26 protein-coding genes are annotated in these 24,361 nt (G+C 43.0%); 3 read left to right on the top strand and 23 right to left on the bottom strand.

Translation table 11 applies throughout. The features are described from left to right. Positions 1 to 27: 27 nt before the first annotated feature. On the top strand, positions 28 to 1,086 hold the full coding sequence (locus Xish_RS12415) for a M4 family metallopeptidase (RefSeq protein ID WP_099118129.1): 1,059 nt from the start codon (positions 28 to 30) through the stop codon (positions 1,084 to 1,086). A gap of 234 nt (positions 1,087 to 1,320) precedes the next feature. Continuing rightward, complete coding sequence (locus Xish_RS12410; RefSeq protein ID WP_099118128.1) at positions 1,321 to 1,512, top strand: protealysin propeptide domain-containing protein; 192 nt, start codon at positions 1,321 to 1,323, stop codon at positions 1,510 to 1,512. 244 nt (positions 1,513 to 1,756) lie between these two features. Here Xish_RS12410 and der read toward each other — a convergent pair whose 3' ends face one another. The 21 genes from der to trmJ form a co-directional block, all read right to left on the bottom strand. Beyond that, complete coding sequence (gene der / locus Xish_RS12405) at positions 1,757 to 3,253, bottom strand: ribosome biogenesis GTPase Der (protein WP_099118127.1); 1,497 nt, start codon at positions 3,251 to 3,253, stop codon at positions 1,757 to 1,759. A gap of 162 nt (positions 3,254 to 3,415) precedes the next feature. Next, positions 3,416 to 4,588 (bottom strand): outer membrane protein assembly factor BamB, encoded by a 1,173-nt coding sequence (gene bamB, locus Xish_RS12400; protein ID WP_099118126.1) that lies wholly within the window; start codon positions 4,586 to 4,588, stop codon positions 3,416 to 3,418. Between the two features lie 16 nt (positions 4,589 to 4,604). Continuing rightward, positions 4,605 to 5,225 carry a YfgM family protein gene (locus Xish_RS12395; protein WP_099118125.1) on the bottom strand — a complete coding sequence of 207 codons (621 nt, stop codon included), beginning with the start codon at positions 5,223 to 5,225 and terminating at the stop codon, positions 4,605 to 4,607. A gap of 14 nt (positions 5,226 to 5,239) precedes the next feature. Continuing rightward, positions 5,240 to 6,517 (bottom strand): histidine--tRNA ligase, encoded by a 1,278-nt coding sequence (gene hisS, locus Xish_RS12390; RefSeq protein WP_099118124.1) that lies wholly within the window; start codon positions 6,515 to 6,517, stop codon positions 5,240 to 5,242. Between the two features lie 103 nt (positions 6,518 to 6,620). Continuing rightward, positions 6,621 to 7,742, bottom strand: coding sequence for a flavodoxin-dependent (E)-4-hydroxy-3-methylbut-2-enyl-diphosphate synthase (gene ispG / locus Xish_RS12385; protein WP_099118123.1), 1,122 nt, complete (start codon positions 7,740 to 7,742; stop codon positions 6,621 to 6,623). Between the two features lie 92 nt (positions 7,743 to 7,834). Next, positions 7,835 to 8,842: a cytoskeleton protein RodZ gene (rodZ, locus tag Xish_RS12380; RefSeq protein WP_099118122.1), complete on the bottom strand. Its 1,008-nt coding sequence runs from the start codon at positions 8,840 to 8,842 to the stop codon at positions 7,835 to 7,837. A gap of 116 nt (positions 8,843 to 8,958) precedes the next feature. Beyond that, the gene (locus Xish_RS12375; protein WP_244186025.1) at positions 8,959 to 9,321 is read right to left on the bottom strand and encodes a fimbrial assembly protein; all 363 of its coding nucleotides are present in this window, start codon (positions 9,319 to 9,321) and stop codon (positions 8,959 to 8,961) included. A gap of 128 nt (positions 9,322 to 9,449) precedes the next feature. Then, a complete protein-coding gene (gene rlmN / locus Xish_RS12370; RefSeq protein WP_099118120.1) occupies positions 9,450 to 10,628 on the bottom strand; it encodes a dual-specificity RNA methyltransferase RlmN in 1,179 nt (392 codons plus the stop codon). Between the two features lie 242 nt (positions 10,629 to 10,870). Then, a complete protein-coding gene (gene ndk, locus Xish_RS12365) occupies positions 10,871 to 11,299 on the bottom strand; it encodes a nucleoside-diphosphate kinase (protein WP_099118119.1) in 429 nt (142 codons plus the stop codon). Positions 11,300 to 11,625: 326 nt separating this feature from the next. Beyond that, positions 11,626 to 11,880 carry a hypothetical protein gene (locus Xish_RS12360; protein ID WP_244186023.1) on the bottom strand — a complete coding sequence of 85 codons (255 nt, stop codon included), beginning with the start codon at positions 11,878 to 11,880 and terminating at the stop codon, positions 11,626 to 11,628. Between the two features lie 132 nt (positions 11,881 to 12,012). Then, entirely contained in the window at positions 12,013 to 12,441 is a 429-nt protein-coding gene (locus tag Xish_RS12355; protein WP_099118118.1) for an enhanced serine sensitivity protein SseB C-terminal domain-containing protein, read from the bottom strand. Positions 12,442 to 12,531: 90 nt separating this feature from the next. Then, positions 12,532 to 13,827, bottom strand: coding sequence for an aminopeptidase PepB (gene pepB / locus Xish_RS12350; RefSeq protein ID WP_099118117.1), 1,296 nt, complete (start codon positions 13,825 to 13,827; stop codon positions 12,532 to 12,534). Positions 13,828 to 13,983: 156 nt separating this feature from the next. Continuing rightward, the gene (gene iscX / locus Xish_RS12345) at positions 13,984 to 14,178 is read right to left on the bottom strand and encodes a Fe-S cluster assembly protein IscX (protein WP_099118116.1); all 195 of its coding nucleotides are present in this window, start codon (positions 14,176 to 14,178) and stop codon (positions 13,984 to 13,986) included. A gap of 14 nt (positions 14,179 to 14,192) precedes the next feature. Next, entirely contained in the window at positions 14,193 to 14,528 is a 336-nt protein-coding gene (gene fdx / locus Xish_RS12340; protein WP_099118115.1) for an ISC system 2Fe-2S type ferredoxin, read from the bottom strand. Between the two features lie 2 nt (positions 14,529 to 14,530). Further along, entirely contained in the window at positions 14,531 to 16,378 is a 1,848-nt protein-coding gene (hscA, locus tag Xish_RS12335; RefSeq protein ID WP_099118114.1) for a Fe-S protein assembly chaperone HscA, read from the bottom strand. Positions 16,379 to 16,501: 123 nt separating this feature from the next. After that, a complete protein-coding gene (hscB, locus tag Xish_RS12330; protein ID WP_099118113.1) occupies positions 16,502 to 17,023 on the bottom strand; it encodes a co-chaperone HscB in 522 nt (173 codons plus the stop codon). Positions 17,024 to 17,065: 42 nt separating this feature from the next. Next, entirely contained in the window at positions 17,066 to 17,389 is a 324-nt protein-coding gene (gene iscA / locus Xish_RS12325; protein ID WP_099118112.1) for an iron-sulfur cluster assembly protein IscA, read from the bottom strand. Between the two features lie 78 nt (positions 17,390 to 17,467). Continuing rightward, entirely contained in the window at positions 17,468 to 17,854 is a 387-nt protein-coding gene (gene iscU / locus Xish_RS12320; RefSeq protein WP_099118111.1) for a Fe-S cluster assembly scaffold IscU, read from the bottom strand. A 24-nt stretch (positions 17,855 to 17,878) separates the two neighbouring features. After that, positions 17,879 to 19,093, bottom strand: a complete 1,215-nt coding sequence (locus Xish_RS12315) for an IscS subfamily cysteine desulfurase (RefSeq protein ID WP_099118110.1) — start codon at positions 19,091 to 19,093, stop codon at positions 17,879 to 17,881. Positions 19,094 to 19,155: 62 nt separating this feature from the next. Then, a complete protein-coding gene (iscR, locus tag Xish_RS12310; protein ID WP_099118109.1) occupies positions 19,156 to 19,656 on the bottom strand; it encodes a Fe-S cluster assembly transcriptional regulator IscR in 501 nt (166 codons plus the stop codon). A 214-nt stretch (positions 19,657 to 19,870) separates the two neighbouring features. Next, complete coding sequence (trmJ, locus tag Xish_RS12305) at positions 19,871 to 20,608, bottom strand: tRNA (cytosine(32)/uridine(32)-2'-O)-methyltransferase TrmJ (protein WP_099118747.1); 738 nt, start codon at positions 20,606 to 20,608, stop codon at positions 19,871 to 19,873. Between the two features lie 124 nt (positions 20,609 to 20,732). On the opposite strand from trmJ, the gene suhB reads away from it, so the two are divergent. After that, positions 20,733 to 21,536, top strand: coding sequence for an inositol-1-monophosphatase (gene suhB / locus Xish_RS12300; protein ID WP_099118108.1), 804 nt, complete (start codon positions 20,733 to 20,735; stop codon positions 21,534 to 21,536). An 80-nt stretch (positions 21,537 to 21,616) separates the two neighbouring features. On the opposite strand, the gene Xish_RS12295 is transcribed toward suhB, so the two are convergent. Then, positions 21,617 to 22,858, bottom strand: a complete 1,242-nt coding sequence (locus Xish_RS12295; protein WP_099118107.1) for a 3-phenylpropionate MFS transporter — start codon at positions 22,856 to 22,858, stop codon at positions 21,617 to 21,619. A 90-nt stretch (positions 22,859 to 22,948) separates the two neighbouring features. Then, complete coding sequence (gene glyA / locus Xish_RS12290; protein WP_099118106.1) at positions 22,949 to 24,202, bottom strand: serine hydroxymethyltransferase; 1,254 nt, start codon at positions 24,200 to 24,202, stop codon at positions 22,949 to 22,951. Positions 24,203 to 24,361: the final 159 nt, after the last annotated feature.

Here is a 24,361-nt window from a genome sequence, read left to right as displayed (position 1 = left end):
TAACATCTAAAAATCGGGGGTATTATTATGCGTAATAATCAAAAAAAACTAAATAAATCCGGTATCATTCCACCCTATTTATTAGAACATGTTGTTAAAATTTGCGGCCAAACCGATAAAATGTGCATATTAAAAACATTAAATCATGTTTACAATTTAATGAATAGCTCTGCTGAAATGGACGTTTTATTTAATGAGTATCAACCAGGTTATAATGATAAATTAAATAGAACTATTTACGATGCTGAACATAAGGATCAATATCCAGGAGTTAAATTAATTTTAAGCGAAGGAATGGCAGGAGTTGATGATATTGCAGCCTTTGAGGCTTATAATTATCTTGGTAAAACATATGAGTTTTACAAAGAAATTTTTGACCGTAATTCTATTGATAATAAGGGTCTTAAATTAGTTGCTACTGTTCATTACCAAAAAAACTATATGAATGCATTTTGGGATAATAATCAAATGGTTTTCGGTGATGGTTACTCCCCTTATTTTCACTGCTTCACCTCCTGTATTGATATTACTGCTCATGAACTCACCCACGGAGTAACTGAAAGTGAAGCAAATCTTGATTATGCCTATCAATCGGGGGCATTAAATGAATCCATCTCAGATGTATTCGGTATTATGGTGAAACAGTATGCAAATAACCAAAAAGTCAACGAATCTGATTGGTTGATAGGTCAGGGAATATTTGGCCAAGCACTTAATCCAGACAATGATCCTAATGTTGCCTTGCGCTCATTCAAAAATCCCGGGACAGCAAACCCGAAAGATAATCAAGTCGACCATATGGATCAATATCAGGATTTATCCTTCAGAGACGATAACGGTGGTGTCCACAAATATTCTGGTATTCCCAATAAGGCGTTCTATTTATTGGCAACAGAATTAGGAGGATATTCATGGGAGCAAGCTGGAAAAATTTGGTATAATACATTATTGGATAAACAATTATCCCACAAAGCCAGTTTTAATGATTTTGCACTACTAACTGTTGATAATGCTAAGGTATTATTTGGTAAGAAAATTTCGGATATTGTAACTCATTCATGGAAACAAGTCGGAATTTTACTCTAAAAGTTGTAATATTCCTCTAATCATCCAAGACCAAGGAAGGTCTTGATTACATTTATATATTTATCCTCAATTTGACTAAACTAATTATCTTATCTATTCATGTCATATCATAAAAACTCATATCATAAAAAATTTACATCTTTAGTAGTGACTAACATAGGTAGTTTGGCTACTATTTGGATTAGGCTAATTATATGCCAACACGATAACATACAGACAAAATAGGGCATTACCATGAGTAATAATCAAACAAGAAAACAAAATATAATCCCCCCTTATTTATTGGAGTGTATTGCAAAATCCTGTGATGATAATGATAAAAAGTATATTTTGAAAACATTAGATCATGTCAATAAACTCATGAAACAATCAACCAAAGACGACATTCTAAACTCTGAAGGTGAACCTTTACTATGCAAAAAATAAAAAATCTGAACCCTAAAAGTAGTGTTACTCTATGATTTACAATATTTTAATATAAAAAATAAAAATACCTAAATTAATAAAAGAAAATTTACAACAAACTTTTTGATAATCTTAAAATATTTCCATAACTAATTATATTAGTTTCTGAAATTATTCCCACCTCTACTATTGTTAAATTATTCTTTATATATAAAATAATAAAGGGCTGTTTTTAGCCCTTTATTTATATCATTTTTTTAAATAATTACCTTTTTTTCAGATGTTCCATTAAACGCTTACGTTTACGGAGCTGAGATGCCGTTAATGTATTTTTCTTGTCCGCATAAGGGTTAGCGCCTTCTTTAAATTGGATACGGATAGGTGTTCCCATCACTTTCAAAGAACGGCGGAAGTAATTCATCAAATAACGTTTATAAGAATCAGGTAAATCTGTTACCTGATTACCGTGGATAACTACAATAGGTGGGTTATATCCACCAGCATGGGCATATTTCATTTTCACCCTGCGACCACGGATCATTGGCGGCTGGTGATCATCTTCTGCCATGCGCATTATACGGGTCAATAAGGAAGTACTAACGCGGCGAGTTGCACTTTCATAGGCTTCCAGAATTGACTCAAATAAATTCCCAACACCACTACCATGTAGTGCAGAAATAAAGTGAATGCGGGCAAAATCAACAAAACCCAAACGCAGCTCAAGCATATCTTTGACGTGATCTCTGTCTTCCTGACTCATGCCATCCCATTTATTGATGGCAATAACCAGAGAACGGCCACTGTTAAGAATAAAACCAAGTAGAGAGAGATCTTGATCAGAAATGCCTTCACGAGCATCTACTATCAGTAACACCACATTGGCATCTTCAATCGCTTGAAGCGTTTTAATCACAGAGAATTTTTCAACCGTTTCAGTGACTTTCCCACGCTTACGAACGCCCGCTGTATCAATCAAAATATATTCACGGCCATCACGCTCCATGGGAATATAAATGCTGTCACGGGTCGTACCAGGCATATCATAAACGACAACACGCTCTTCGCCCAAAATACGGTTGGTCAATGTGGATTTCCCCACATTAGGACGGCCAACAATCGCAAGTTTTAGAGGCAAAGTTGTCGGATCAAATGCCTCCTCCTCTTTTTCTTGTTCAGCAGAAGCATCCAATTCGGCTTGCTCCATTTCTGCCCAATAAGCTGCGTTAGCCTCTTCTTCCGTTAATTCAACTTCTTCTTCCGTTTCTTTTTTATCAGAAAATGGCAACAACACTCGTTCAATCAATTGTGTTACACCACGGCCGTGAGAAGCAGCGATGGAATAAACATCCCCTAAACCTAGTGAATAAAATTCAGCTATAGAGGTATCAATATCGATACCATCGGTTTTATTCGCCACCAAAAAAGTTGCCTTTTCACGGCTACGCAGATGCTTGGCAATCGAGTGGTCAGCAGGCATCAATCCCGATCTGGCGTCAACCATAAATAGAACAATGTCCGCCTCTTCTATGGCCATAAGGGATTGCGTAGCCATATGCGTTTCTACGCCGTCTTCCGTACCATCGATACCACCTGTATCAATGATGATGAATTCTTGCCCTTCAACCTCTGCCCGTCCATACTTACGATCACGGGTTAAGCCAGGGAAATCCGCTACCAGCGCATCTCTGGTTCGGGTTAATCGGTTAAATAAGGTGGATTTTCCAACATTGGGGCGCCCAACCAGCGCAACGACAGGTATCATTTTCTTGATGCCTCATGACTAGATTTAAATCGATATCCCGCTGAAAGTAACGTCTCAATATTGTTCATCACAGCAAGATACAAAGATACTAAAAAGACGAAACGGCCCCTGTTATGATCCAGGAGCCGTATATTTCGTGTTATTTAAAACACGCTCTGAAAGTTAGCGGGTATACAGATAAACAGTACCGTCCTTCGCTTGCAGCATCAGTTTATCGCTGGCAATAACCGGACGACTCAACAAGCCGGAACCATCAACCTTATTCTGCGCCACGAATTTGCCATCAGCCATATTCAACCAATGCAAGTAACCTTCAGCATCACCAACAACCAGATAGCCATTGTACATTTCCGGTGCTGTCAGGTTACGGTGCAAGAGATCATTTTGCGACCATAATGTCACACCATCACTCTTGCGCAGGGACAAAATACGATCATCTTGATCAACAATGAAAATGTTGTTGTCAGTGACCACCATATCATGCACCGATCCCAGATCACGTTTCCAGATTATCTGGCCTGAACGCATATCCATTGCCACCAAATTGCCGTTATAAGCTATCGCGTAAATAACATTGTCTGAAATGACCGGAGTCATATCAACATCATTCAGGCGATCTATTTCGGTAGAACCTGTTACCTGAGAAATACGCTGTTGCCAAATTAATTGCCCCTCAGACAGCAGAACCGCACTAATACGACCATTGTCACCACCTACAATAGCCGCACCATAGGCCACGGCAGGAGCGGATTCACCACGGACGGATAACGAAGGTGTATCCATGTTAACTGACCAGGCAATACTACCATCGGTTTCGTTTAATGCCTGCAACATACCGTTGCCGGTATGAATCAAGACAAAACCATCACTCACTACAGGGCGGGACAACGCTTCGCCAGCAACCGTTGACTCCCATTCAATCTTACCATCCGTTACATCCAATGCGATGATTTTCGCCTTTTCTGTGCCGACATACAGACGATCACCGGATACCGTCAAACCACCAGAAAGCAGTGCTGGCAAACGGGATGACAATAGACCTGCTTTTTCTGACAGATCCGTTGCCCATATCTCTTTGCCGCTGTCTATCTCAAATGCCTTGACAACACCATGACGGTCAGCAACATAAACTGTTGAACCCTGCCAAGTCGGTGCTAAACGAGAGTAATACTCGCCCGTGCCACTCCCAACGGACTTATCCCAAACGATATGGGGTTTGAATTGATTTTCAACCTTCGGTAACGGTGACATTGTTACCGTATCCTGTTCACTTGAACAACCTGCCAGCAGAACAGAAGCAACCAGCCCAACCAAGAGTGTTTTTCGAAGCTGCATTATCAAGTTGGCTCCCTTAGTTGGATAAATTATCAAGTTTGATTTTCATAAAATCCTTAATTACTTGCGGGCCATCAAGTCCAAGCCCCGTGGAATAGGCTGCACGTGCGCCAGCAGTATCCCCTTTTTTAGCCAGAATATCCCCACGAATATTCTCAACCATAATCTGCCAACCTTTGCCTTTGACCAAATCCAACGTTTTCAATGCAACATCTGTTTTATCTTCCGCCAATTGAACACGAGCCAGACGAAGGTTAGACAATGCTTGCATGTTTTCATCTTGGGCTTTACCGGATGCCGCTAGCAAATTTTTCTCTGCCTGAGTTAAATCATTCTTAGCAACAGCCTGTTTTGCCAGTTCCAGATCAGCCATAACACCATAAACATTGTTCGTCTCATTAGCGAACTTTTCTACGGCAGCAACATTTTCTTTCGACCCCGACGCCAGTGATTTGTTCAATTCTTCAAATACTGCCGCCGTATTATGTAATTGGTTAGTTTGATGAGTCTGCCAGTAACGCCAACCCAACAAAACACCAACGCCTAACACGAGGCCAACAGCAAGGTATTTACCGTTGGCAGAGAAAAAACGCTTGATCGCGTCAACTTGTTCAGTTTCTGTAGTATAAACTTGCACTAGAGTCTCTCTCCTTAGCCTAACAGTTCGCTCAAACGCGCTGCGACCGCTTGTTGTGACAACGTTTCTTGTTCACCGTTACGTAAATCTTTCACTGTAATATTACCGGCCTGAATTTCATCTTCTCCCAGAATCAAGGCAACTTTGGCTCCGTGTTTACTCGCACGTGTTAACTGTTTCTTAAAGTTACCACCACCGTGGTTGGTCATTAAACGTAATTCCGGCAGTTGATCACGGATTTTTTCGGCCAATATCAATGCTGCTTGCTGACTACCTTCACCAAAGGAAGAGAAATAAACATCGGCAACGGTCAGATCAGCAACAAAGTCAGGATTAACTTCCTGCACTAATAAGACCATGCGTTCCATGCCCATTGCAAAACCAACTGCCGGTGTTGCCTTACCGCCCAATTGTTCAACCAAGCCATCGTAACGACCACCAGCACAGACGGTTCCCTGTGCACCCAATGCTGATGTCACCCATTCAAAAACAGTACGGTTGTAATAATCAAGGCCACGAACCAGACGCTGGTTAATACGGTATTGGATCCCTGCACTATCAAGTATCTGACACAGTCCATCAAAGTGCTCTTTTGACTCGGCATCAAGGTACTCAAACAACTCCGGTGCATCATTTAAAAGTTGCTGAATTTCAGGGTTTTTAGAATCCAATACACGCAATGGGTTGGTATACATGCGGCGTTGACAATCCTCGTCCAGCTTCTCTTTGTGTTGTTCAAGGAATGCTACCAGCGCCTCACGATAATTTGCACGGGCTTCTAATGAACCAATTGAGTTCAATTCAAGTGTGACGTGATCAGCAATGCCGAGCTCGCGCCACCAACGTGCTGTCATTAAAATAAGTTCAGCATCAATATCTGGCCCTTGTAAGCCAAACACTTCAGCACCTAACTGATGAAATTGACGGTAACGGCCTTTTTGTGGGCGCTCATAACGGAACATTGGTCCGATATACCATAAGCGCTGTTCCTGATTGTACAGCAGACCATGCTGAATACCGGCACGGACACATCCTGCGGTATTTTCTGGGCGCAGGGTCAAGCTTTCACCATTGCGATCGTCAAACGTATACATCTCTTTTTCGACAACATCGGTTACTTCCCCAATTGCACGTTTGAATAACGGGGTCTGCTCTACAATCGGTGTCCGAATTTCGCTAAAACCATAACCTGACAGCACACGCTTTATCGTAGATTCAACTCGTTGCCAGATGGCCGTTTCAGCAGGAAGACAGTCGTTCATGCCACGAATAGCTGGGATATTTTTTGTCACGTTTTATCTCTTATTAATATTTATATAATGCCGTCGATTATAAAAGCGAACACTTGCAAGGTTCAATCTGCAAGCAAGTCTATATGCTCATATCCCCAATAAATTACTCATCAAGCTGATTGATGTTGATTCGGTTCTTAGCATCAAGGATAGCTGCCTTCGCCCTAATTTTCGCCTCAAGTTGATCAATCAAGTTATTATTGTCAAAACGCTCTTTTTGACGAATGCCATCTTCATAAAAGCCGCTTTTTGTTTTCGCGCCCGTTACACCAAGCGTTGAAACTTCTGCTTCCCCTGGGCCATTCACGACACAACCAATGATAGAAACATCCATTGGGGTGATTAAATCTTCAAGACGCTGCTCAAGAGCATTCACTGTACCGATAACGTCAAATTCCTGACGTGAACAAGTTGGACAGGCGATGAAATTAATGCCGCGTGAACGAATACGCAATGCTTTCAGAATATCAAAACCGACTTTAACTTCTTCCACTGGGTCTGCGGCCAACGAAATACGCAGCGTATCGCCAATTCCTTCTGACAATAAAATGCCAAGACCAATTGAGGATTTCACCGCACCAGCACGAGCGCCTCCTGCTTCCGTAATGCCCAAATGCAACGGTTGATCAATTTGTTGTGCCAGTAAACGGTATGCCCCAACCGCCAGAAAAACGTCAGAGGCTTTGACACTCACCTTAAATTGGTTAAAGTTCAGACGATCAAGAATATCCACATGACGCATCGCCGATTCAACCAACGCTTCTGGTGTAGGCTCACCATATTTTTCTTGTAGATCTTTTTCCAGCGATCCACCATTAACTCCAATGCGAATCGGAATGTTATTATGACGGGCACAATCCACAACCTGACGAATACGCTCTTCGTTACCGATATTGCCAGGATTGATTCGCAGACAATCAACACCATATTCTGCAACTTTTAATGCAATGCGGTAATCGAAATGAATATCGGCAACAAGAGGGACATTGACTTGCTGTTTGATGGACTTGAACGCTTCGGCTGCATCCATTGTTGGAACAGATACCCGAACAATATCAACACCTACACGCTCTAACGCCTTAATTTGATTAACTGTCGCTTCAACATCTGTTGTTCGTGTGTTAGTCATTGATTGCACGGCAATCGGTGCGCCATCCCCGATGGGAACATTACCGACATAAATACGTGTAGATTTACGTCTTTTTATCGGTGATTCATTATGCATTTTTTACATTACTCCCCTACATCCCTGTATTTTTGTTTATAAGATTTACAACTATGCTGTGGTGAATAACTCTGCCAAAACAGTTAGGACATTTATTTCAATGTCAGTTTAGCCGGAATGCCTTTCTTCACGAAGGAACTCAGATCCACAGGTTTTCCCTGAAACTGAATCTTAACTTTGGCAGGAGCGCCAATATTCACCGAGTAAGGTAAATTACCGGAAAGTTTTAGACTATCCCCTTTCTTTTTAGTGCCACTAAACAATATCTTACCTTTAGCGTCTTTGACTGCCAGCCAACATTCATCGCTGAAATCTATCACTAACTCATTGTTGCTCGCCGTACTGATACTATTTATATCGGTCGATGACGGACTCACAACCGCACTATTCACTTCTGCATTGGCAGGAGTTGTATTTTCAGGAGTTGTATTGGTTGCAACCTGATTTGTTGCTGTGGATACCGGTGCACTGGAGGATCCTGGAGCCTTGCTGTTGACTTCTGTACTACTTGCCTCTGCCGACGATGTTTTTGAAACACCAGATTGATCAGTCGCTACAGATTGATTTTCTTTAAGAGGCACTACATTATTTTCCCCGGCATTTGGAGCCAGCCGGTCATTTTCAGAACCTGACTGACTATTATTTTGAGAGATTGACTGTGTGACCATTGAAGACAGTTCTGTTTGTTGTACTTTATAGTTCTGCCACCACCACAGGAATGTCATTCCCAGCAATACAATAATAACAACCCATGTTATCTTCATTAACCAACCATCGCGTTTCTTGCGTTTTTTTCCCGCCGAAAAACTTTGCATAGGTGCCGTTTTTATGGCTCTGGAAGGGATCTGTTTATCCAAGGTACTCAAGATGTCAGATTCAGACACCTGAACCAATTTTGCATAGGCGCGAACATACCCACGAAGGAAAGTTGGTGAAATATTGGGCGGGATATTATCTTCTTCAATATCACGAACAGTGGACAGTTTAAGACACAAGCGATCTGCCACAGTTTGCTGAGAAAGCTCATGTTTTTCACGAGCCTGACGCAGGATCTGACCTGTTGTCAGATTGGCTTCTTCTGGATAAGTTTCAGTCTTCATTAGCAAGGGATACTGGTACTGTTCTGGGTTAACGAATTTACACAAATTAAGTAATATGTTCTATTAACTTAATTTATGTAGCGAAATAATCTAAATATTGCGTTTAACGCAAAAAATCATTTATCACAACTATAACGGTCTGTGCTGCTTTTCATATTTTCTATGACCAATTGTTCAGCTTTTTTATACTGTTTTTGTTCACAAAGAAAATTATGATAGTGACGTACTACGGTATCACTTTCAGCCGCATACTGCATCGCCATTCTGTAATGCTGACTGGCGGTTTCTGGACGGCCTGCATATTGTTCATGCAGTGCCATCCCCAGATGTGCCTCTGAATGATGAGGTTCCGCCAGCAAGATTTTTTGAAAATGATATTTAGCGGCCGGTAAATTTCGTTCCGCCAAATAAGCCTTTCCTAGCTGCAATCGTGTATCTATGGCAACAACCCGATGCGCGCGATGTGTTGATTGTTCCACACACCCCGTTAACAGGACAAAACAAACTATAGACCAAATTATTGATTTCCGTATCATACCATCTTCATTTATAAGGATATGTTAAACTTTGCCAGATTTTTAGCCACTAATCGATATTAAACCAAAAATTAGACTGTTTTTACCTGAATAGGTTCGCCTGCCTGACGTTTTTTCATGGTTCGCTTGGTTCTGTCAATGACATCACCGGCAAGCTGCCCACATGCAGCATCAATATCATCTCCCCTCGTTTTACGCACGATGGTTGTAAAGCCGTATCCCATCAGCACTTTGGCAAAACGATCGATTCTGCTGTTTGAGCTGCGTCCATAAGGTGCACCTGGGAACGGGTTCCACGGGATCAGGTTGATCTTACTGGGAGTATCTTTCAGACATTCGGCCAATTGATGCGCCTGCTCAACACTATCATTGATATGGTCAAGCATCACATACTCCACCGTAACACGTCCCTGATTAGCATTGGATTTTGTCAGATAACGACGCACTCCTGCTAAGAACTCTTCAATATTGTACTTGCGGTTAATGGGTACAATTTCATCACGAATGTCGTCAGTGGGTGCATGTAAAGAAATTGCCAGTGCAACATCTATCATATCTCCCAGTTTATCCAGTGCAGGAACAACACCGGATGTCGACAATGTCACTCGGCGTTTCGACAAACCAAAGCCGAAGTCATCCATCATGATTTCCATTGCGGGCACAACATTGCTCAAATTGAGTAATGGCTCTCCCATCCCCATCATCACTACGTTGGTAATGGGACGGCGACCGCTGGATTTCAGGGATCCTATAATCTTAGCTGCGCGCCAAACCTGACCAATAATCTCAGACACTTTCAGGTTACGGTTAAAGCCCTGCTGAGCCGTAGAACAAAATTTACACTCTAAAGCACATCCCACCTGAGATGAAACACACAATGTCGCGCGATCATCTTCTGGGATATAAACCGTTTCAACCTGTTGATCACCTACAGTAATCGCCCATTTGATAGTGCCATCAGCAGAGCGTTGCTCTTCTGCAATTTCTGGTGCTCTGATTTCGGCAACTTGTTGCAATTTCGTCCTGAGCACTTTGTTGATATCAGTCATCTGCTCAAAATCGTCATAGCAATAATGGTAAATCCATTTCATGACCTGATCGGCACGAAAAGGTTTCTCTCCCATATCGACAAAAAATTGACGCATTTGTTTACGGTTAAGGTCGAGCAAATTGACTTTACCGTTTTTCTTTTCAGGCGTGACAGATACGACGGAAGTTACAGGTGATACGGTTTCGTTAAGTTGGGACATTGTTACATCGCCTCGTTGTTACACTTTCGGCTCTATGCTGATTTTGTTTCAGCATTAAGTTTTCATGCGGTGACTGCCAATTCAATGATCATTCATTCCCTTTGAGCAAGATCGGATTAAAACCATCGAGCCATATTGAATGGACATTGAAATAAAATAATAAACGCCCCACTGAATTAGATCAGCGGGGCGCATCATTGTACAAACTTTACTGTTTATATGCTATATGGCAGCGAAAAGCTTTAGACACGAGGGAAAATTTCATCATCACTGAAAAAGTAAGCAATTTCACGATTCGCAGATTCGGTAGAGTCTGAACCGTGAACCGCATTTTCAGTAAAGCTATCTGCGTAATCTGCACGCAGAGTACCCGCTAATGCGTTATCAGGATTAGTAGCACCCATTAGATCGCGGTGACGTTGAACGGCATTTTCACCTGCCAGAACTTGTACCATAATTGGGCCAGAGGTCATGAACTCCACCAGGCCATCAAAGAAAGGACGTCCTTTGTGTTCAGCATAAAAACCTTCCGCTTGTTCGCGCGTCAAATGCAACATTTTGGCCGCGATAATTTTAAACCCTGCACTTTCAAAACGGGCATAAATAGAACCGATAGCATCTTTCTTCACTGCATTGGGTTTAATAATGGAAAAAGTACGTTCAATTGTCATTGCGTAACCTCTTTGGCACTTTCAACGATGATTCATTTTAATTTTTACGCCCCTAACAAAACTGAAGGGCAATTCTACCCTGTATCAGACAGGGACAAAAATAGGCGTTGATTATAGGAGGAGAGTTTCTGCTTGCCTACAAAAAACACAACTTTTTATTAAAACTTTCTTAGCAAAAATATCATTTTTTAGCATAAATCACATTTTCGCTTTGTTATACACGATGAAAATAACTATTTTATAAAATAATGCCCGTTCAGACGATTAAATCCCAAACAGGCATACTGACCAAGATCATTGAATTAGTGTTTCTCACTCCATATCAATTATAAAACCGTCTCGGTTACACATTGAATAAAAGGCTTAACTTCCTCAGCTCTTTTCTTGCTTATATCCTGTTTACTTTCATCAGAGACTATAAATTTTCCTGTGAACTTTTCTTTAGGATCTTGGGTAGTTTTATCTGACGTAGCAACAATACTGATAGTATATTTGTGTCCCGTCGGTAGCAGGTCTGCACACTCTTTCAGCACTCCCTGACGGGAAGATCCTTGATCTGTTATTTTTTGATTATCCGTCATTGATGTATCAGCAAACGAAGCAGGTATGTAAAATGTGCTCAGCAACAAAAACAAAAAAACATGGATAACACCATGCTTTTAATGAAAAATAATTATATTTAATACCTGATATATCCAAGAGGTTTTTAGTAGTTATTGATTAACAACCGGAATGGTATCACGCAGCCAACTACCTAATTTTCGCTGATAAAAAGGCTCGGTATGATGAATCAAGAAATGGCTGATGCCCCCTTCTTGTTCATCAAGCAGGCAAAAATCGACTGATTCATCCTCATCAAGATATTTGCAAGCCAGTTCACCGGCTTCCTGAATCAACAAATTAGTCTCATTTTCGGTCAATGTTACACTGAATTCCAACCCAATTAATACATTAGGTTTTTCATCCACATTTTTATCATGGGCCATAACTAAAAAAGCCTGCCGAACAGGTTTGTGCTGTTTAAATAAGTCAATGAGTGACTCAATAAGCTGAGTCGGCTGTTCTTCTGGCTGACTTAGAGTAATAAGGCTTCCGCCAGGAACCTCTATTTCAGTAGCGATAGATCCATTTAATAAGCTCATGAAAATCTCCGACGGTACTGTTTGAATTGAAGTTAAGGTTATCGATAAATTCAACAAAAGCTCCCCCCACAAGAGGAGCTGTGTTTCAGTTTATTGTGCTTTTGTCAGCAATAAATTGGCAATGGTGCGTACACCATATCCCGTTGCCCCCGCAGCCCATTGTTCAACAGAAGATTTACGGTAAGTTGCTGAACAATCAATATGCACCCAGCCTTTTTTGTAATTTTCGACAAAGTGTGACAAAAATGCTGCTGCGGTACTTGCTCCTGCCGAATGTGCCGGTGACGAAATATTGTTCAGATCCGCAAAGTTGGATGGCAATTGGCTACGGTGGAATTCAGCCAGTGGTAAACGCCAGAACAATTCATTTTCCTTATCGGCAGCCGCCAATAAGTCAGATACCAGTTGATCATCAAAGCTCAATACTGAGTGGTAGTCATTTCCTACTGCGGTTTTCGCTGCGCCCGTCAAGGTAGCTGCATCAATAATCAGTGGGGCTTTTTCCGCGCTGGCATCAATCAAACCATCAGCCAGAACCAGACGCCCTTCCGCATCTGTGTTCATCACTTCAACAGTTTTACCATTGCGATAGTGAATGATATCGCCCAATTTGAAAGCATTACCACTCACCATATTATCTGCAATGCTCAGGAACAGTTTTACACGATGCTTTAAACCACGGCTGATTGCCAGAGCCAGTGCCCCTGTCAATGTTGCAGAGCCACCCATATCCGATTTCATGGAATCCATAAAATTGGAAGGCTTGATGCTGTATCCACCGGAATCGAAGGTAATGCCTTTACCGACCAGACAGGCAAAGACAGGCGCTTTTGCATCTTTTGTTGGGTTGTAATCTAATGCCAAGAACACGGGATCACGAGAAGAGCCACGCCCGACGGTATATACCCCCGCATATCCCTGTTCACGCAACTCATCCCCTTTGATAATGCGATAACTAACGGCATCACCCGCTACTCCGCACAATAAATCAATAGCTCTCTGGGCAAGTTGTTCTGGCCCCAAATCTTCCGCTGGAAGGTTGATGGTATCACGCACCCAATCAATGAATTTAATCCGTCTTTCTAGCTCCTGTTTTTCCGCCACAGGGAGTTGTGGCCATTCAATTGCGCGCAATCCTTTAGGTGAGCGAAAGCCCAGCCAAAATGACCAACTTTTTTCCAGATCCCAACCATCACCCACTAAAGCAATATTGCGAATTCCTTGCCCGTCAATTTTACGCCCAGCACGTTGAATGGCGCCCAGCTTGCCATTGCCTTTCAGATGGATGGTGATCCCCTGCTCACTTGAGCTAATTAGTGCTTTTTCACCCCAGCAAGCGTTAGCTGGCTCATAAGACAGTGTTATTGGCATGATTTGTTTTGTCATTTTTTCTCACTTCTTATCTTATTTTTTCACTGTTTCACAGTGAGGGTTTATAAAAAAACTGGCAATTGCCAGTTTTCCACTAAATACAGACTATGCCAAACTATTGAGCAAGAATCGGTGAGCTTGCGCTATTTTTTACCTTGGGTAAATTTCACCCTATTCATATTCATCCAACCACACCAATAAGATAGCTTCCAATATTTTTTCGTTGGATTTCTGTGGATCATCATCAAAACCATCCAGCTCACAAATCCATTCATGCATGTCAGTGAAACGCACTGCTTTTGGGTCTAAATCAGGAAATTTATCATACAGTGCTTCGCCAATATCACGACTGTCAGACCATTTCATTTTCTGTTCTCCTGTCAGTGTTCGCGCGCATGGTTAATGGTGTATTTAGGGATTTCAACGACTAAATCCTCATCGACAACTTTGGCCTGACAGCTCAAACGGCTTTCAGGCTCTAATCCCCACGCCTTATCCAACATGTCATCTTCCAGTTCAGAGCTTTCTTCCAGTGAATCAAAGCCTTCCCTGACAATACAGTGACAAGTAGTACACGCACAGGATTTTTCACAGGCATGTTCAATTTCAATACCATTACGTAATGCAACGTCCAGAATTGATTCGCCTTCCTTCGCTTCTAATACTGCCCCTTCAGGACAAAGTTCGTTATGAGGTAAAAATACAATTTTAGGCATAATTAAATCTCATCCACAGAATGACCCGCCAAAGCCCGGCGGATTGATGTGTCCATACGGCGTGCTGCAAATTCCTGCGTTTGCTTGTCCAATTGTTTTATTGCACTTTCAATCGCGTCAGGGGAGGTTCCCTGAGCACTTTCAATTAATACTTGTACGGCAGCATCAATAGAAACCTGCTCTTCTTGACTCAATAAATCCGCATCTTTTTCCAATGCACTGGTTAAACTTTCCAGCATTCTAGCTGCTTCTACTTTTTGTTCAGCTAATTTGCGTGCCTGAACATCCTCCTGTGCATTAGACATGGAGTCTTTGAGCATATGGGCAATTTCTTCATCCGACAAACCGTAGGAAGGTTTCACCTGGATAGAAGCTTCAACACCCGTGGATTTTTCTAATGCACTGACGCTCAACAAGCCATCCGCATCAACCTGAAAGGTCACACGAATGTGTGCACCACCAGCCGGTAATGGCGGAATGCCACGCAGTGTGAAACGCGCCAGTGAACGGCAATCATTGACCAGTTCTCTCTCGCCTTGCACCACATGGATGCTCATCGCACTTTGACCATCTTTGAAAGTGGTAAATTCTTGCGCTTTCGCAACTGGGATAGTGGTATTACGCGGAATGACTTTTTCAACCAGCCCGCCCATTGTTTCCAGGCCAAGTGACAGCGGGATAACATCAAGTAACAGCATTTCGCTGTCTGGCTTGTTCCCCACCAGAATATCGGCCTGAATTGCAGCGCCAACAGCAACCACTTTATCTGGATCGATAGAGGTTAATGGCTCGCGGTCAAAAAATTCGCCTACCATGCTACGTACCAATGGCACTCGCGTTGAACCACCAACCATGACAACTTGCAAAACCTCGTCAACCGTCACTCCGGCATCTTTCAGCGCCCGACGGCAGGAGAGTAATGTGCGTTTGACTAAAGGGGAAATCAATTCGTTAAATTCGGTACGGGTAATACTGCCTTGCCAGTTAGCAATATCGATTTCCACCCTATCAGTTTCGCTCAAGGCAATTTTGGTTTGGGTAGCGATATCCAACAATTGACGCTGCAATCCGTGGTCGTTATCGTTGATCCCAGCCTGTTCACGTATCCAATTTGCTAACAGCGAATCAAAATCGTCACCACCCAGAGCAGTATCTCCCCCCGTTGCCAGCACTTCAAACACCCCTCGGCTAAGGCGAAGAATAGAGATATCAAATGTTCCGCCACCAAGATCGTAAACGGCGATTATCCCCTCTTGACCGGAATCAAGACCATAGGCAATGGCTGCCGCAGTGGGTTCATTCAAGAGACGAAGAACATGCAAGCCCGCTAAACGAGCGGCATCTTTCGTGCCTTGACGCTGGGCATCATCGAAATAAGCCGGAACGGTTATTACAACACCATCAAGTTTACCATCCAAGGTTTCTTCTGCCCGTTGCGCCAACGATTTCAATATCTCAGAAGAAACCTGAATAGGATCGACTAGCCCCGCTACGGTGTTGATCAATGGCAAACCATTTTCACTGGCCTGGAACTGATATGGCAGGTTAGGATAGCGCTGTTGGACATCAGCCAAAGAGCGTCCCAGCAACCGCTTAACTGAACTGATTGTATTGGCAGGATCAGATGCAGCCAGTTGACGCGCCTGCCAACCAACTAGAATCTCTTCTTTGCGATACTGTACAACAGAAGGAAGTAAGTGACGGTTATCACTGTCTGCCAATGTTTCCGCCTGACCGCTACGGACGGTCGCAACCAGAGAGTGAGTTGTGCCAAGATCAATCCCCGCAGCCAGCCGGCGCTGGTGCGGGGCGGCAGATAAACCCGGTTCGCTGATCTGTAATAAAGCCATATGTGCCCCTATAAATCTATATCAGCATAAATCTATATCAGCCGAAATTTATTCAACTGAAATTCATTCAGCCAAAAATCATTCTAAACAATACGATTCAGCTAAAAGTCAGTCAAAAGTCCGCTAAAAATCATCCAACAACCGCTCTTCCAGTTGTTCAACCTGCTGTTGCAATTTATCCAGAAAGCGTAACTTACGGACTGTATCGGCTGCAATTGACCATTCGGCAGCGTTGAGTTGCTGTTCCATCTGCTCACTGCGTGTTTTAATCATTTTATTCAAGCGAGATGAAAAATCGTTCAATTTTGCTTCTGAATCCACACTATGCCCAATGGCATCAAGCTCTTCACGCAATTCCAATTGCTGCATCAAAAAAGCCGTATCCTGCATCGTGTGCTGTTCATTGGATAGATCAAACCCTTGCTGAGACAGCATATATTCTGCGCGTTTCAGGGGATGTTTTAGCGTCTGATAACCATCGTTAATGGTCGCAGCTTGTTGGAGTGCCAGCGTTTTTTCACGTTCTGGCTGGTTGGCAAAACGATCAGGATGAAACTGGCGTTGCAATTCCTGATAACGGGTCGTCAACTGTTCGCGATCAATCGCATAACGAGCAGGCAACCCAAATAAAGTAAAGTAGTCCATAAGTTACTCTTGGTTTCGCAAAATGCGGGTCAAAAAATAAGGTTAAACGTGGAAACTTTCTCCACAACCGCATTCGCTGGAAACATTGGGATTGTTGAATTTAAAGCCTTCATTCAGCCCTTCTTTAACGAAATCCAACTCAGTACCATCGAGGTAAAGGATACTTTTACCGTCAACGATGACTTTCACGCCTTTTTCTTCAAAAACCTGATCTTCTTCATTTATTGCATCAGCAAATTCAAGTACATATGCCATACCAGAGCAGCCGGATGTTCTCACTCCCAAGCGCAACCCGACACCTTTTCCTCGATTAGCAAGAAAAGCCGAAATACGTTGGGCTGCACTTTCTGTCAGAGAAATTGACATACAATACCTCACTTTAAAACCAGTAAAGGTGGATATTGCAGCAATATCCACCAGAATTATTTTCTTTTTGTAAAAAAGTTATTTGGCTTGGCGCTTGCTCTTGTAATCAGCAATAGCCGCTTTGATAGCATCTTCTGCCAAAATAGAACAATGGATTTTTACTGGTGGCAGTTCTAACTCTTCAGCAATCTGCGTGTTTTTAATTGCCTCAGCCTGTTCCAACGATTTACCTTTCATCCATTCCGTTACCAAAGAACTGGATGCAATTGCAGAGCCGCAGCCATAGGTTTTGAAACGTGCGTCTTCAATGATGCCAGCATCGTTGACTTTGATTTGCAGTCGCATGACGTCACCACAAGCGGGTGCCCCAACCATGCCACTACCCACTGTCGGATCTTCGTTATCGAATGAACCAACATTACGTGGGTTTTCATAGTGATCAATTACTTTATCGCTGTAAGCCATGTCGTTACTCCTGAAAACGTCTGATTAATGATGAGACCATTCGATGGTGCTAATATCTACTCCCTGCTTGAACATTTCCCACAATGGAGAAAGATCACGCAAGTGGCCAATCGCGTTGTGAATCAACTTGATTGCATAGTCTATTTCTTCTTCTGTGGTAAAACGTCCCAAAGAGAAACGAATAGAACTGTGCGCCAGTTCATCATTCATGCCAAGTGCACGCAGGACATAAGAAGGCTCCAGACTCGCTGAAGTACATGCTGAGCCAGAAGATACTGCCAGATCTTTCAGTGACATCATCAAGGATTCACCTTCAACATAGTTGAAGCTGACATTCAAAATGTGTGGCGCTCCCTGTTCCAAATCACCATTCAGGTAAACTTCTTCAATATCTTTGATACCGTTCCACAAGCGCAAACGCAAACCACGCAGGCGCTCTGCTTCTGATTCCAGCTCTTCTTTCGCGATACGGTAAGCTTCGCCCATGCCAACGATCTGGTGAACAGGTAATGTACCTGAACGCATACCGCGTTCATGGCCGCCGCCATGCTGTTGTGCTTCAATACGCACGCGAGGCTTACGGCGAACATACAGCGCACCAATTCCCATCGGGCCGTAAAGTTTATGGGCAGAAAAGGACATCAGATCAACTTTTAGCTGGCTGAGGTCGATAGGCAATCTACCAACACTTTGGGTTGCATCAACATGGAAAATGATGCCACGGCTGCGGCATAATTCACCAATGGTCATGATATCCTGAACAATGCCAATTTCGTTGTTGACATGCATGATGGAAACCAGAATTGTGTCTTCACGCAGGGTGGCTTCCAACTCTTTCAGATCAATCAGGCCATTGCTCATTGGCGCCAGATAAGTGATCTCAAAACCTTCGCGCTCTAACTGGCGGCAAGTATCTAAAACCGCTTTATGCTCAGTTTTGCTGGTGATAATGTGCTTGCCTTTCTTCTGATAAAATTTTGCAGCACCTTTAATTGCCAGATTATCTGATTCTGTCGCACCTGAAGTGAACACGATTTCACGCGGATCTGCGCCAACTAAGTCAGCAATTTGATTGCGCGCGATATCAACCGCTTCTTCAGCCTGCCAGCCAAAACGGTGTGAACGGGAAGCTGGGTTACCGAAGACTCCGTCAATAGTCAAATAGTTCATCATCTTTTCAGCAACACGTGGATCGACTGGTGTTGTTGCTGAATAGTCCAAATAAATGGGTAATTTCATTGCTCACATGCTCCGTAAGACACTTTTAATACTTTCATTGCCACATAAGTATTTGCCGCAAGTTACGCACGCAGATTAACGTTAATCGTTTCTTGAAGTCTGCCGTTAGGGCCAGGGGTACGGCGCTTATCGCTATCTTGACGATCAGCAACATCCAATACTTCTTGGTTATTTACTAATTCTTCTAAACTGATGCTGCTCAGGAAGCTTGTGATGCGATCACTAAGGTCACGCCATAAGGTATGGGTTAAACACCGATCGCCACCTTGACAACCTTCTCGCCCCTGACAACGAGTGGCATCAACGGATTCATCAACAGCAGAAATCACTTCGGCAACGAAAATTTCACCGGCATTTCTGCCTAATAAATAGCCGCCACCTGGACCACGGACGCTAGAAACCAGACCATTTTTACGCAGGCGGGAAAACAACTGCTCAAGATAGGAAAGGGAAATCCCCTGACGTTCGGAAATATCGGCTAACGGCACCGGTCCTTCTTGTGAATGCAACGCCACATCTAACATGGCTGTTACCGCATAACGTCCTTTTGATGTTAGTCTCATAACAAAAACTCCGTGGTGAAATATGGATGAAATTGTGGCATTCCTGAGTATTTTAGTCAACTATTTAACCGAGTAATTTAGTCAACTATTATTTGGCTGCCTTTCACTTTTTTTCACCTACTTTTTCACCTACCTATCTCTGACTTTCCCACTGCTATCCGCGATTTTGTCCAACGATATTGATTTTCTACGCTATTTTTTAAATCGCATCAGTTTATTTTTTGTTCCATTTTTCCATAGACGTCAATATACCACGCAAGATATTCAGCTCTTGGGTTTCTGGCCGTGCACGGGTATAAAGACGTCTTAATTTATTCATGATCTGGCCTGGATGCGCTTTGCGAATAAAACCAGATTCTTTCAATACCTGTTCAAGGTGCTGATAAAAACGCTCCATATCTTCAACAGGTGGATATTCTACTTCTTCGTGCTCTGGAGACGTTATTTCTTCTAATTGTTTTTGAGCCACAAGGTGTGCCATGCGAATTTCATAGCTAACCAACTGAACCGCCATCGCCAAATTCAATGAACCGTATTCCGGGTTGGTTGGAATATAAAGGTGGTAATGACACTTTTGCAACTCTTCATTCGTCAAGCCCACTCGTTCACGGCCAAAGATAATAGCAACCGAAGAGTGGCTGGCGGTTTCGACACAACGTTCACCACATTCACGTGGCTCAACCATTGGCCAAGAGAGGGTTCGGGAACGAGCGCTGGTTCCAATGACCAACTCACATCCTGCCAATGCCTCATCCAATGTATTCACGATCTTTGCATTGCCGATAACATCACTTGCACCGGCTGAAAGTGCAATCGCGTGAGAATCAGGCTGGACGAGGGGATTGACCAAATACAAGTTGGTTAATCCCATTGTTTTCATGGCCCTAGCGGTTGACCCCATGTTTCCCGTATGGGAGGTTTCTACCAGAATAATGCGGATATTCTCTAACATAACGGCTTTTAAATTCATTATAAGAGCCGAATATCTTAACACAGCATTAGTCATTTTGACGAACTACTGCTATACTGCGCGCCGATTTGTTTCCGTTCTTTAAAATTCTGGTGGAAGATACCCCATGCATCCGATGCTAAATATCGCTATACGCGCTGCACGTAAGGCCGGCAACTATATTGCCAAAAGCTACGAAACTCCTGATGCTGTTGAAGCAAGCCAAAAAGGCAGTAACGATTTCGTTACCAATATTGATCGTGAAGCAGAAAAGCTGATCATTGACATCATCCGTAAATCTTATCCTAAGCATACGATTATCACCGAAGAAAGTGGTGAACATTTAGGAGAAGAAGGCGATTTCCAATGGGTTATCGATCCGCTGGATGGCACAACCAACTTTATTAAACGTCTTCCCCATTTTGCTGTTTCCATTGCCTTACGTATTAAAGGCCGCACAGAGGTATCCGTCGTTTACGATCCAATGCGCAATGAGCTGTTCACTGCAACTCGTGGTCAAGGCGCCCAATTAAACGGCTATCGTCTGCGTGGTACTAATGCTCGTGATCTGGATGGAACTGTCCTTGCCACGGGTTTCCCATTCAAAGCCAAGCAGCACACTATCCCTTACATGAATGTACTGGGTAAATTATTTGAGCGCTGTGCAGATTTCCGACGCACGGGTTCTGCGGCACTGGATATGGCGTATGTCGCTGCCGGACGTGTAGATGGTTTCTTTGAAATTGGCCTGAAACCGTGGGATTTCATGGGCGGTGAATTATTAGTACGTGAATCCGGTTGTATTGTCACTGATTTTGTTGGTGGCCATAACTACGTCAGCTCCGGCAATATCGTTGCAGGCAGCCCACGTATCGTTAAAGACATTCTATCTGAAATGCGTGAAGAATTGACTGAAGCATTGAAACGTTAATACGTTGATTATAAATTAAATATAATTTGAGCAATGTTGTTTTAGGGCACCTGTCAGGTGCCCTTTTTCTTGTCCTTGAATCAGTGTGGAAGCACGCGCGCTTCAACATTGGGTCTCAGGAACAGAGCCGGTAATGCCACCAGTGCCATAACCCAAAATATGCCACTTCCTATATATTCATACATGAAACCAGCAATCACACTCATAACAGCAATTCCGCCCCCCATTGCTAAAGCAGAGTAAGTTGACTGCAACCGAATGATTTCATTTTCTTTTCTGGCACCAATAAAACGCATCGCAGCCAAATGGCAGACTGTAAAAGTACCACAATGCAGGATTTGAATAATAATCAGCACCGATAATTCGGTTGAAGTTCCCATTAGCCCCCAACGAACGACACCACAAATCCCTGACAGCAACAGTAAATTACGGGCACTCCAACGGCGGAACAGTTGCTTACTGAAAGTAAAGATAACAACTTCAGCCACTACGCCTAACGACCAGAGATAACCAATAGCTGATGGGGAATAACCCGCCTGTTCCCAATAAATGGAGCCAAAACTGTAGTACCCTGCATGGGCAGCTTGCAATAACGTCACACAGATTAAAAACTGCCTCACTGATTTTTCGGATAAAAGCACTTTAAGAGAAACGGCTTTCGTATTTGCGGCCTTAATTTTACCTACCGGCATAATGGAAGGTTTCAACATCATTCCCAATAACATGGTTGTGATGCTGAATATCAAAAAAGCCAGAATAATACGGTGTGTTCCAAATAAATCACAGCCAATCCAATGATTTAAACTGTCAAATGATATATTCCAGCCAAAATTCAGGCTGCTGATTGAGAGATTTATACCATTGGCAGACATCAATATGCCCGTCAACGACGAACTAATAATAAAGGCAATCGAACCCCAAACTCTTACTTTGCCATAATCAAATGTAAATTGTTTTTGCCATGTTCCCGCTAAAGCATCTGATAAAGGGACTAGCGGAGAGAAAAATAAGTTGAAACCAACCATAACAAAAAAAAGCCACATCCAATGGCTACTCACTACAAAGCTCATGGCAAAAAACAATGCCAGCAATGAGAGAAAACGTAATGCGTTAATTAACTTAGAAGGGGTTTTTACCATAGGAGATATAACTAAGCTGCCGATAAAACGTGCAATCAATCCGACACCTAACAATATTCCTATCATTGAGGCTTCAATACCTTCACCTTTTAACCAGACTGCCCAAAAAGGCAAAAATATGCCAAAAGAGAAAAAGTAAGTGAAATAGCCCAATCCTAGCCAAAATGTTGATGGAACAACCATCAAAATGCCCCCCATTTTCTTAATGCAAAAAACCCGCTCAAAACTAACGTCATGAGTCGGGCTTATTACTAATACTACATTTTATTTAAATTATGCGTAAACCGGATATTTTGCGCAGATATTCAATACTTTTTGCTTAACACTTTCTATGGTCGCTTCATCGTTGATGTTATCCAGCACATCACACATCCAGCCAGCCAGCTCACAGGTTTCAGCTTCCTTAAAGCCACGGCGGGTAATTGCAGGTGTCCCGATGCGGATACCAGAAGTGACGAATGGGCTACGTGGATCGTTAGGTACGCTGTTCTTGTTCACCGTGATATTGGCTCGTCCTAATGCTGCATCCGCATCTTTGCCAGTGATGTCTTTGTCCACCAGATCCAGCAAGAACAGGTGGTTTTCAGTTTCCCCTGAAACCACTTTGTAACCACGTTGCAGGAAGACTTCCACCATCGCTTTCGCATTCTTGGCGACTTGATGCTGGTAGGCTTTGAATTCAGGCTCCATCGCTTCTTTCAATGCCACTGCCTTACCGGCAATAACGTGCATCAACGGGCCGCCCTGAGAGCCAGGGAAAACAGAGGAATTCAGTTTTTTGTAAAATTCTTCATCGCCGCCCTTCGCCAGAATCAAGCCACCACGCGGGCCAGCCAGCGTTTTATGCGTGGTTGTTGTCACAACATGCGCATGAGGAACAGGGTTTGGATAAACACCCGCTGCTACCAGACCTGCCACGTGAGCCATATCAACGAATAGATAAGCACCGATTTCATCGGCAATCTCACGCATCTTCGCCCAGTCCACAACACCGGAATAAGCAGAGAAGCCACCGATGATCATTTTTGGCTTATGTTTTTGTGCCTGGGTACGAATATCGTCGTAATCGATTTTACCTTTTTCATCAATACCATAGGGTACGATGTTATAAAGTTTACCAGAGAAGTTAACAGGAGAGCCGTGAGTCAGGTGACCACCGTGCGCCAGATTCATCCCTAAAACCGTATCGCCAGGTTTTAGCAGTGTCATATACACCGCAGCGTTTGCCTGAGAACCAGAATGTGGCTGGACATTAGCATAATCTGCACCAAACAGCGCTTTTGCGCGGTCAATTGCGAGTTGTTCAACGACATCAACATACTCACAACCACCATAGTAACGTTTACCCGGATAACCTTCCGCGTATTTGTTAGTAAGCTGAGAGCCTTGTGCCTGCATTACTCTTGGGCTGGTGTAGTTTTCAGAAGCAATCAATTCAATGTGTTCTTCTTGACGACAAACCTCCTGTTCCATCGCTTGCCACAGTTCGGGATCGTAATTCGCAATATTCATTTCACGTTTTAACATTTGGTTCTCCTGACTCAGCTACATCTCTAAAAAAATACCCCTGAGGGCCAGAATGGCACACAGTGTAAACTCTTTTTATCGAATGAGATAGTCTTGACAAAATAAATTACGCAAACGTTTGCATTATACCTTGGTAGCCCATTAGAAGCTAAATAACCT

Source organism: Xenorhabdus ishibashii, assembly GCF_002632755.1.
Taxonomy (GTDB): domain Bacteria; phylum Pseudomonadota; class Gammaproteobacteria; order Enterobacterales; family Enterobacteriaceae; genus Xenorhabdus; species Xenorhabdus ishibashii.
This window is presented reverse-complemented; position numbering and strand designations above follow the sequence as displayed.

Coding starts and splice junctions, on each gene's coding strand:
- Xish_RS12415 (WP_099118129.1), top strand. CDS start 28: ATGCGTAATAATCAAAAAAAACTAAATAAATCCGGTATCATTCCACCC.
- Xish_RS12410 (WP_099118128.1), top strand. CDS start 1,321: ATGAGTAATAATCAAACAAGAAAACAAAATATAATCCCCCCTTATTTA.
- der (WP_099118127.1), bottom strand. CDS start 3,253: ATGATACCTGTCGTTGCGCTGGTTGGGCGCCCCAATGTTGGAAAATCC.
- bamB (WP_099118126.1), bottom strand. CDS start 4,588: ATGCAGCTTCGAAAAACACTCTTGGTTGGGCTGGTTGCTTCTGTTCTG.
- ispG (WP_099118123.1), bottom strand. CDS start 7,742: ATGCATAATGAATCACCGATAAAAAGACGTAAATCTACACGTATTTAT.
- rodZ (WP_099118122.1), bottom strand. CDS start 8,842: ATGAAGACTGAAACTTATCCAGAAGAAGCCAATCTGACAACAGGTCAG.
- rlmN (WP_099118120.1), bottom strand. CDS start 10,628: ATGTCCCAACTTAACGAAACCGTATCACCTGTAACTTCCGTCGTATCT.
- ndk (WP_099118119.1), bottom strand. CDS start 11,299: ATGACAATTGAACGTACTTTTTCCATTATTAAACCCAATGCAGTGAAG.
- Xish_RS12360 (WP_244186023.1), bottom strand. CDS start 11,880: ATGACGGATAATCAAAAAATAACAGATCAAGGATCTTCCCGTCAGGGA.
- Xish_RS12355 (WP_099118118.1), bottom strand. CDS start 12,441: ATGAGCTTATTAAATGGATCTATCGCTACTGAAATAGAGGTTCCTGGC.
- pepB (WP_099118117.1), bottom strand. CDS start 13,827: ATGACAAAACAAATCATGCCAATAACACTGTCTTATGAGCCAGCTAAC.
- iscX (WP_099118116.1), bottom strand. CDS start 14,178: ATGAAATGGTCTGACAGTCGTGATATTGGCGAAGCACTGTATGATAAA.
- fdx (WP_099118115.1), bottom strand. CDS start 14,528: ATGCCTAAAATTGTATTTTTACCTCATAACGAACTTTGTCCTGAAGGG.
- hscA (WP_099118114.1), bottom strand. CDS start 16,378: ATGGCTTTATTACAGATCAGCGAACCGGGTTTATCTGCCGCCCCGCAC.
- hscB (WP_099118113.1), bottom strand. CDS start 17,023: ATGGACTACTTTACTTTATTTGGGTTGCCTGCTCGTTATGCGATTGAT.
- iscA (WP_099118112.1), bottom strand. CDS start 17,389: ATGTCAATTTCTCTGACAGAAAGTGCAGCCCAACGTATTTCGGCTTTT.
- iscU (WP_099118111.1), bottom strand. CDS start 17,854: ATGGCTTACAGCGATAAAGTAATTGATCACTATGAAAACCCACGTAAT.
- Xish_RS12315 (WP_099118110.1), bottom strand. CDS start 19,093: ATGAAATTACCCATTTATTTGGACTATTCAGCAACAACACCAGTCGAT.
- iscR (WP_099118109.1), bottom strand. CDS start 19,656: ATGAGACTAACATCAAAAGGACGTTATGCGGTAACAGCCATGTTAGAT.
- trmJ (WP_099118747.1), bottom strand. CDS start 20,608: ATGTTAGAGAATATCCGCATTATTCTGGTAGAAACCTCCCATACGGGA.
- suhB (WP_099118108.1), top strand. CDS start 20,733: ATGCATCCGATGCTAAATATCGCTATACGCGCTGCACGTAAGGCCGGC.
- Xish_RS12295 (WP_099118107.1), bottom strand. CDS start 22,858: ATGGTTGTTCCATCAACATTTTGGCTAGGATTGGGCTATTTCACTTAC.
- glyA (WP_099118106.1), bottom strand. CDS start 24,202: ATGTTAAAACGTGAAATGAATATTGCGAATTACGATCCCGAACTGTGG.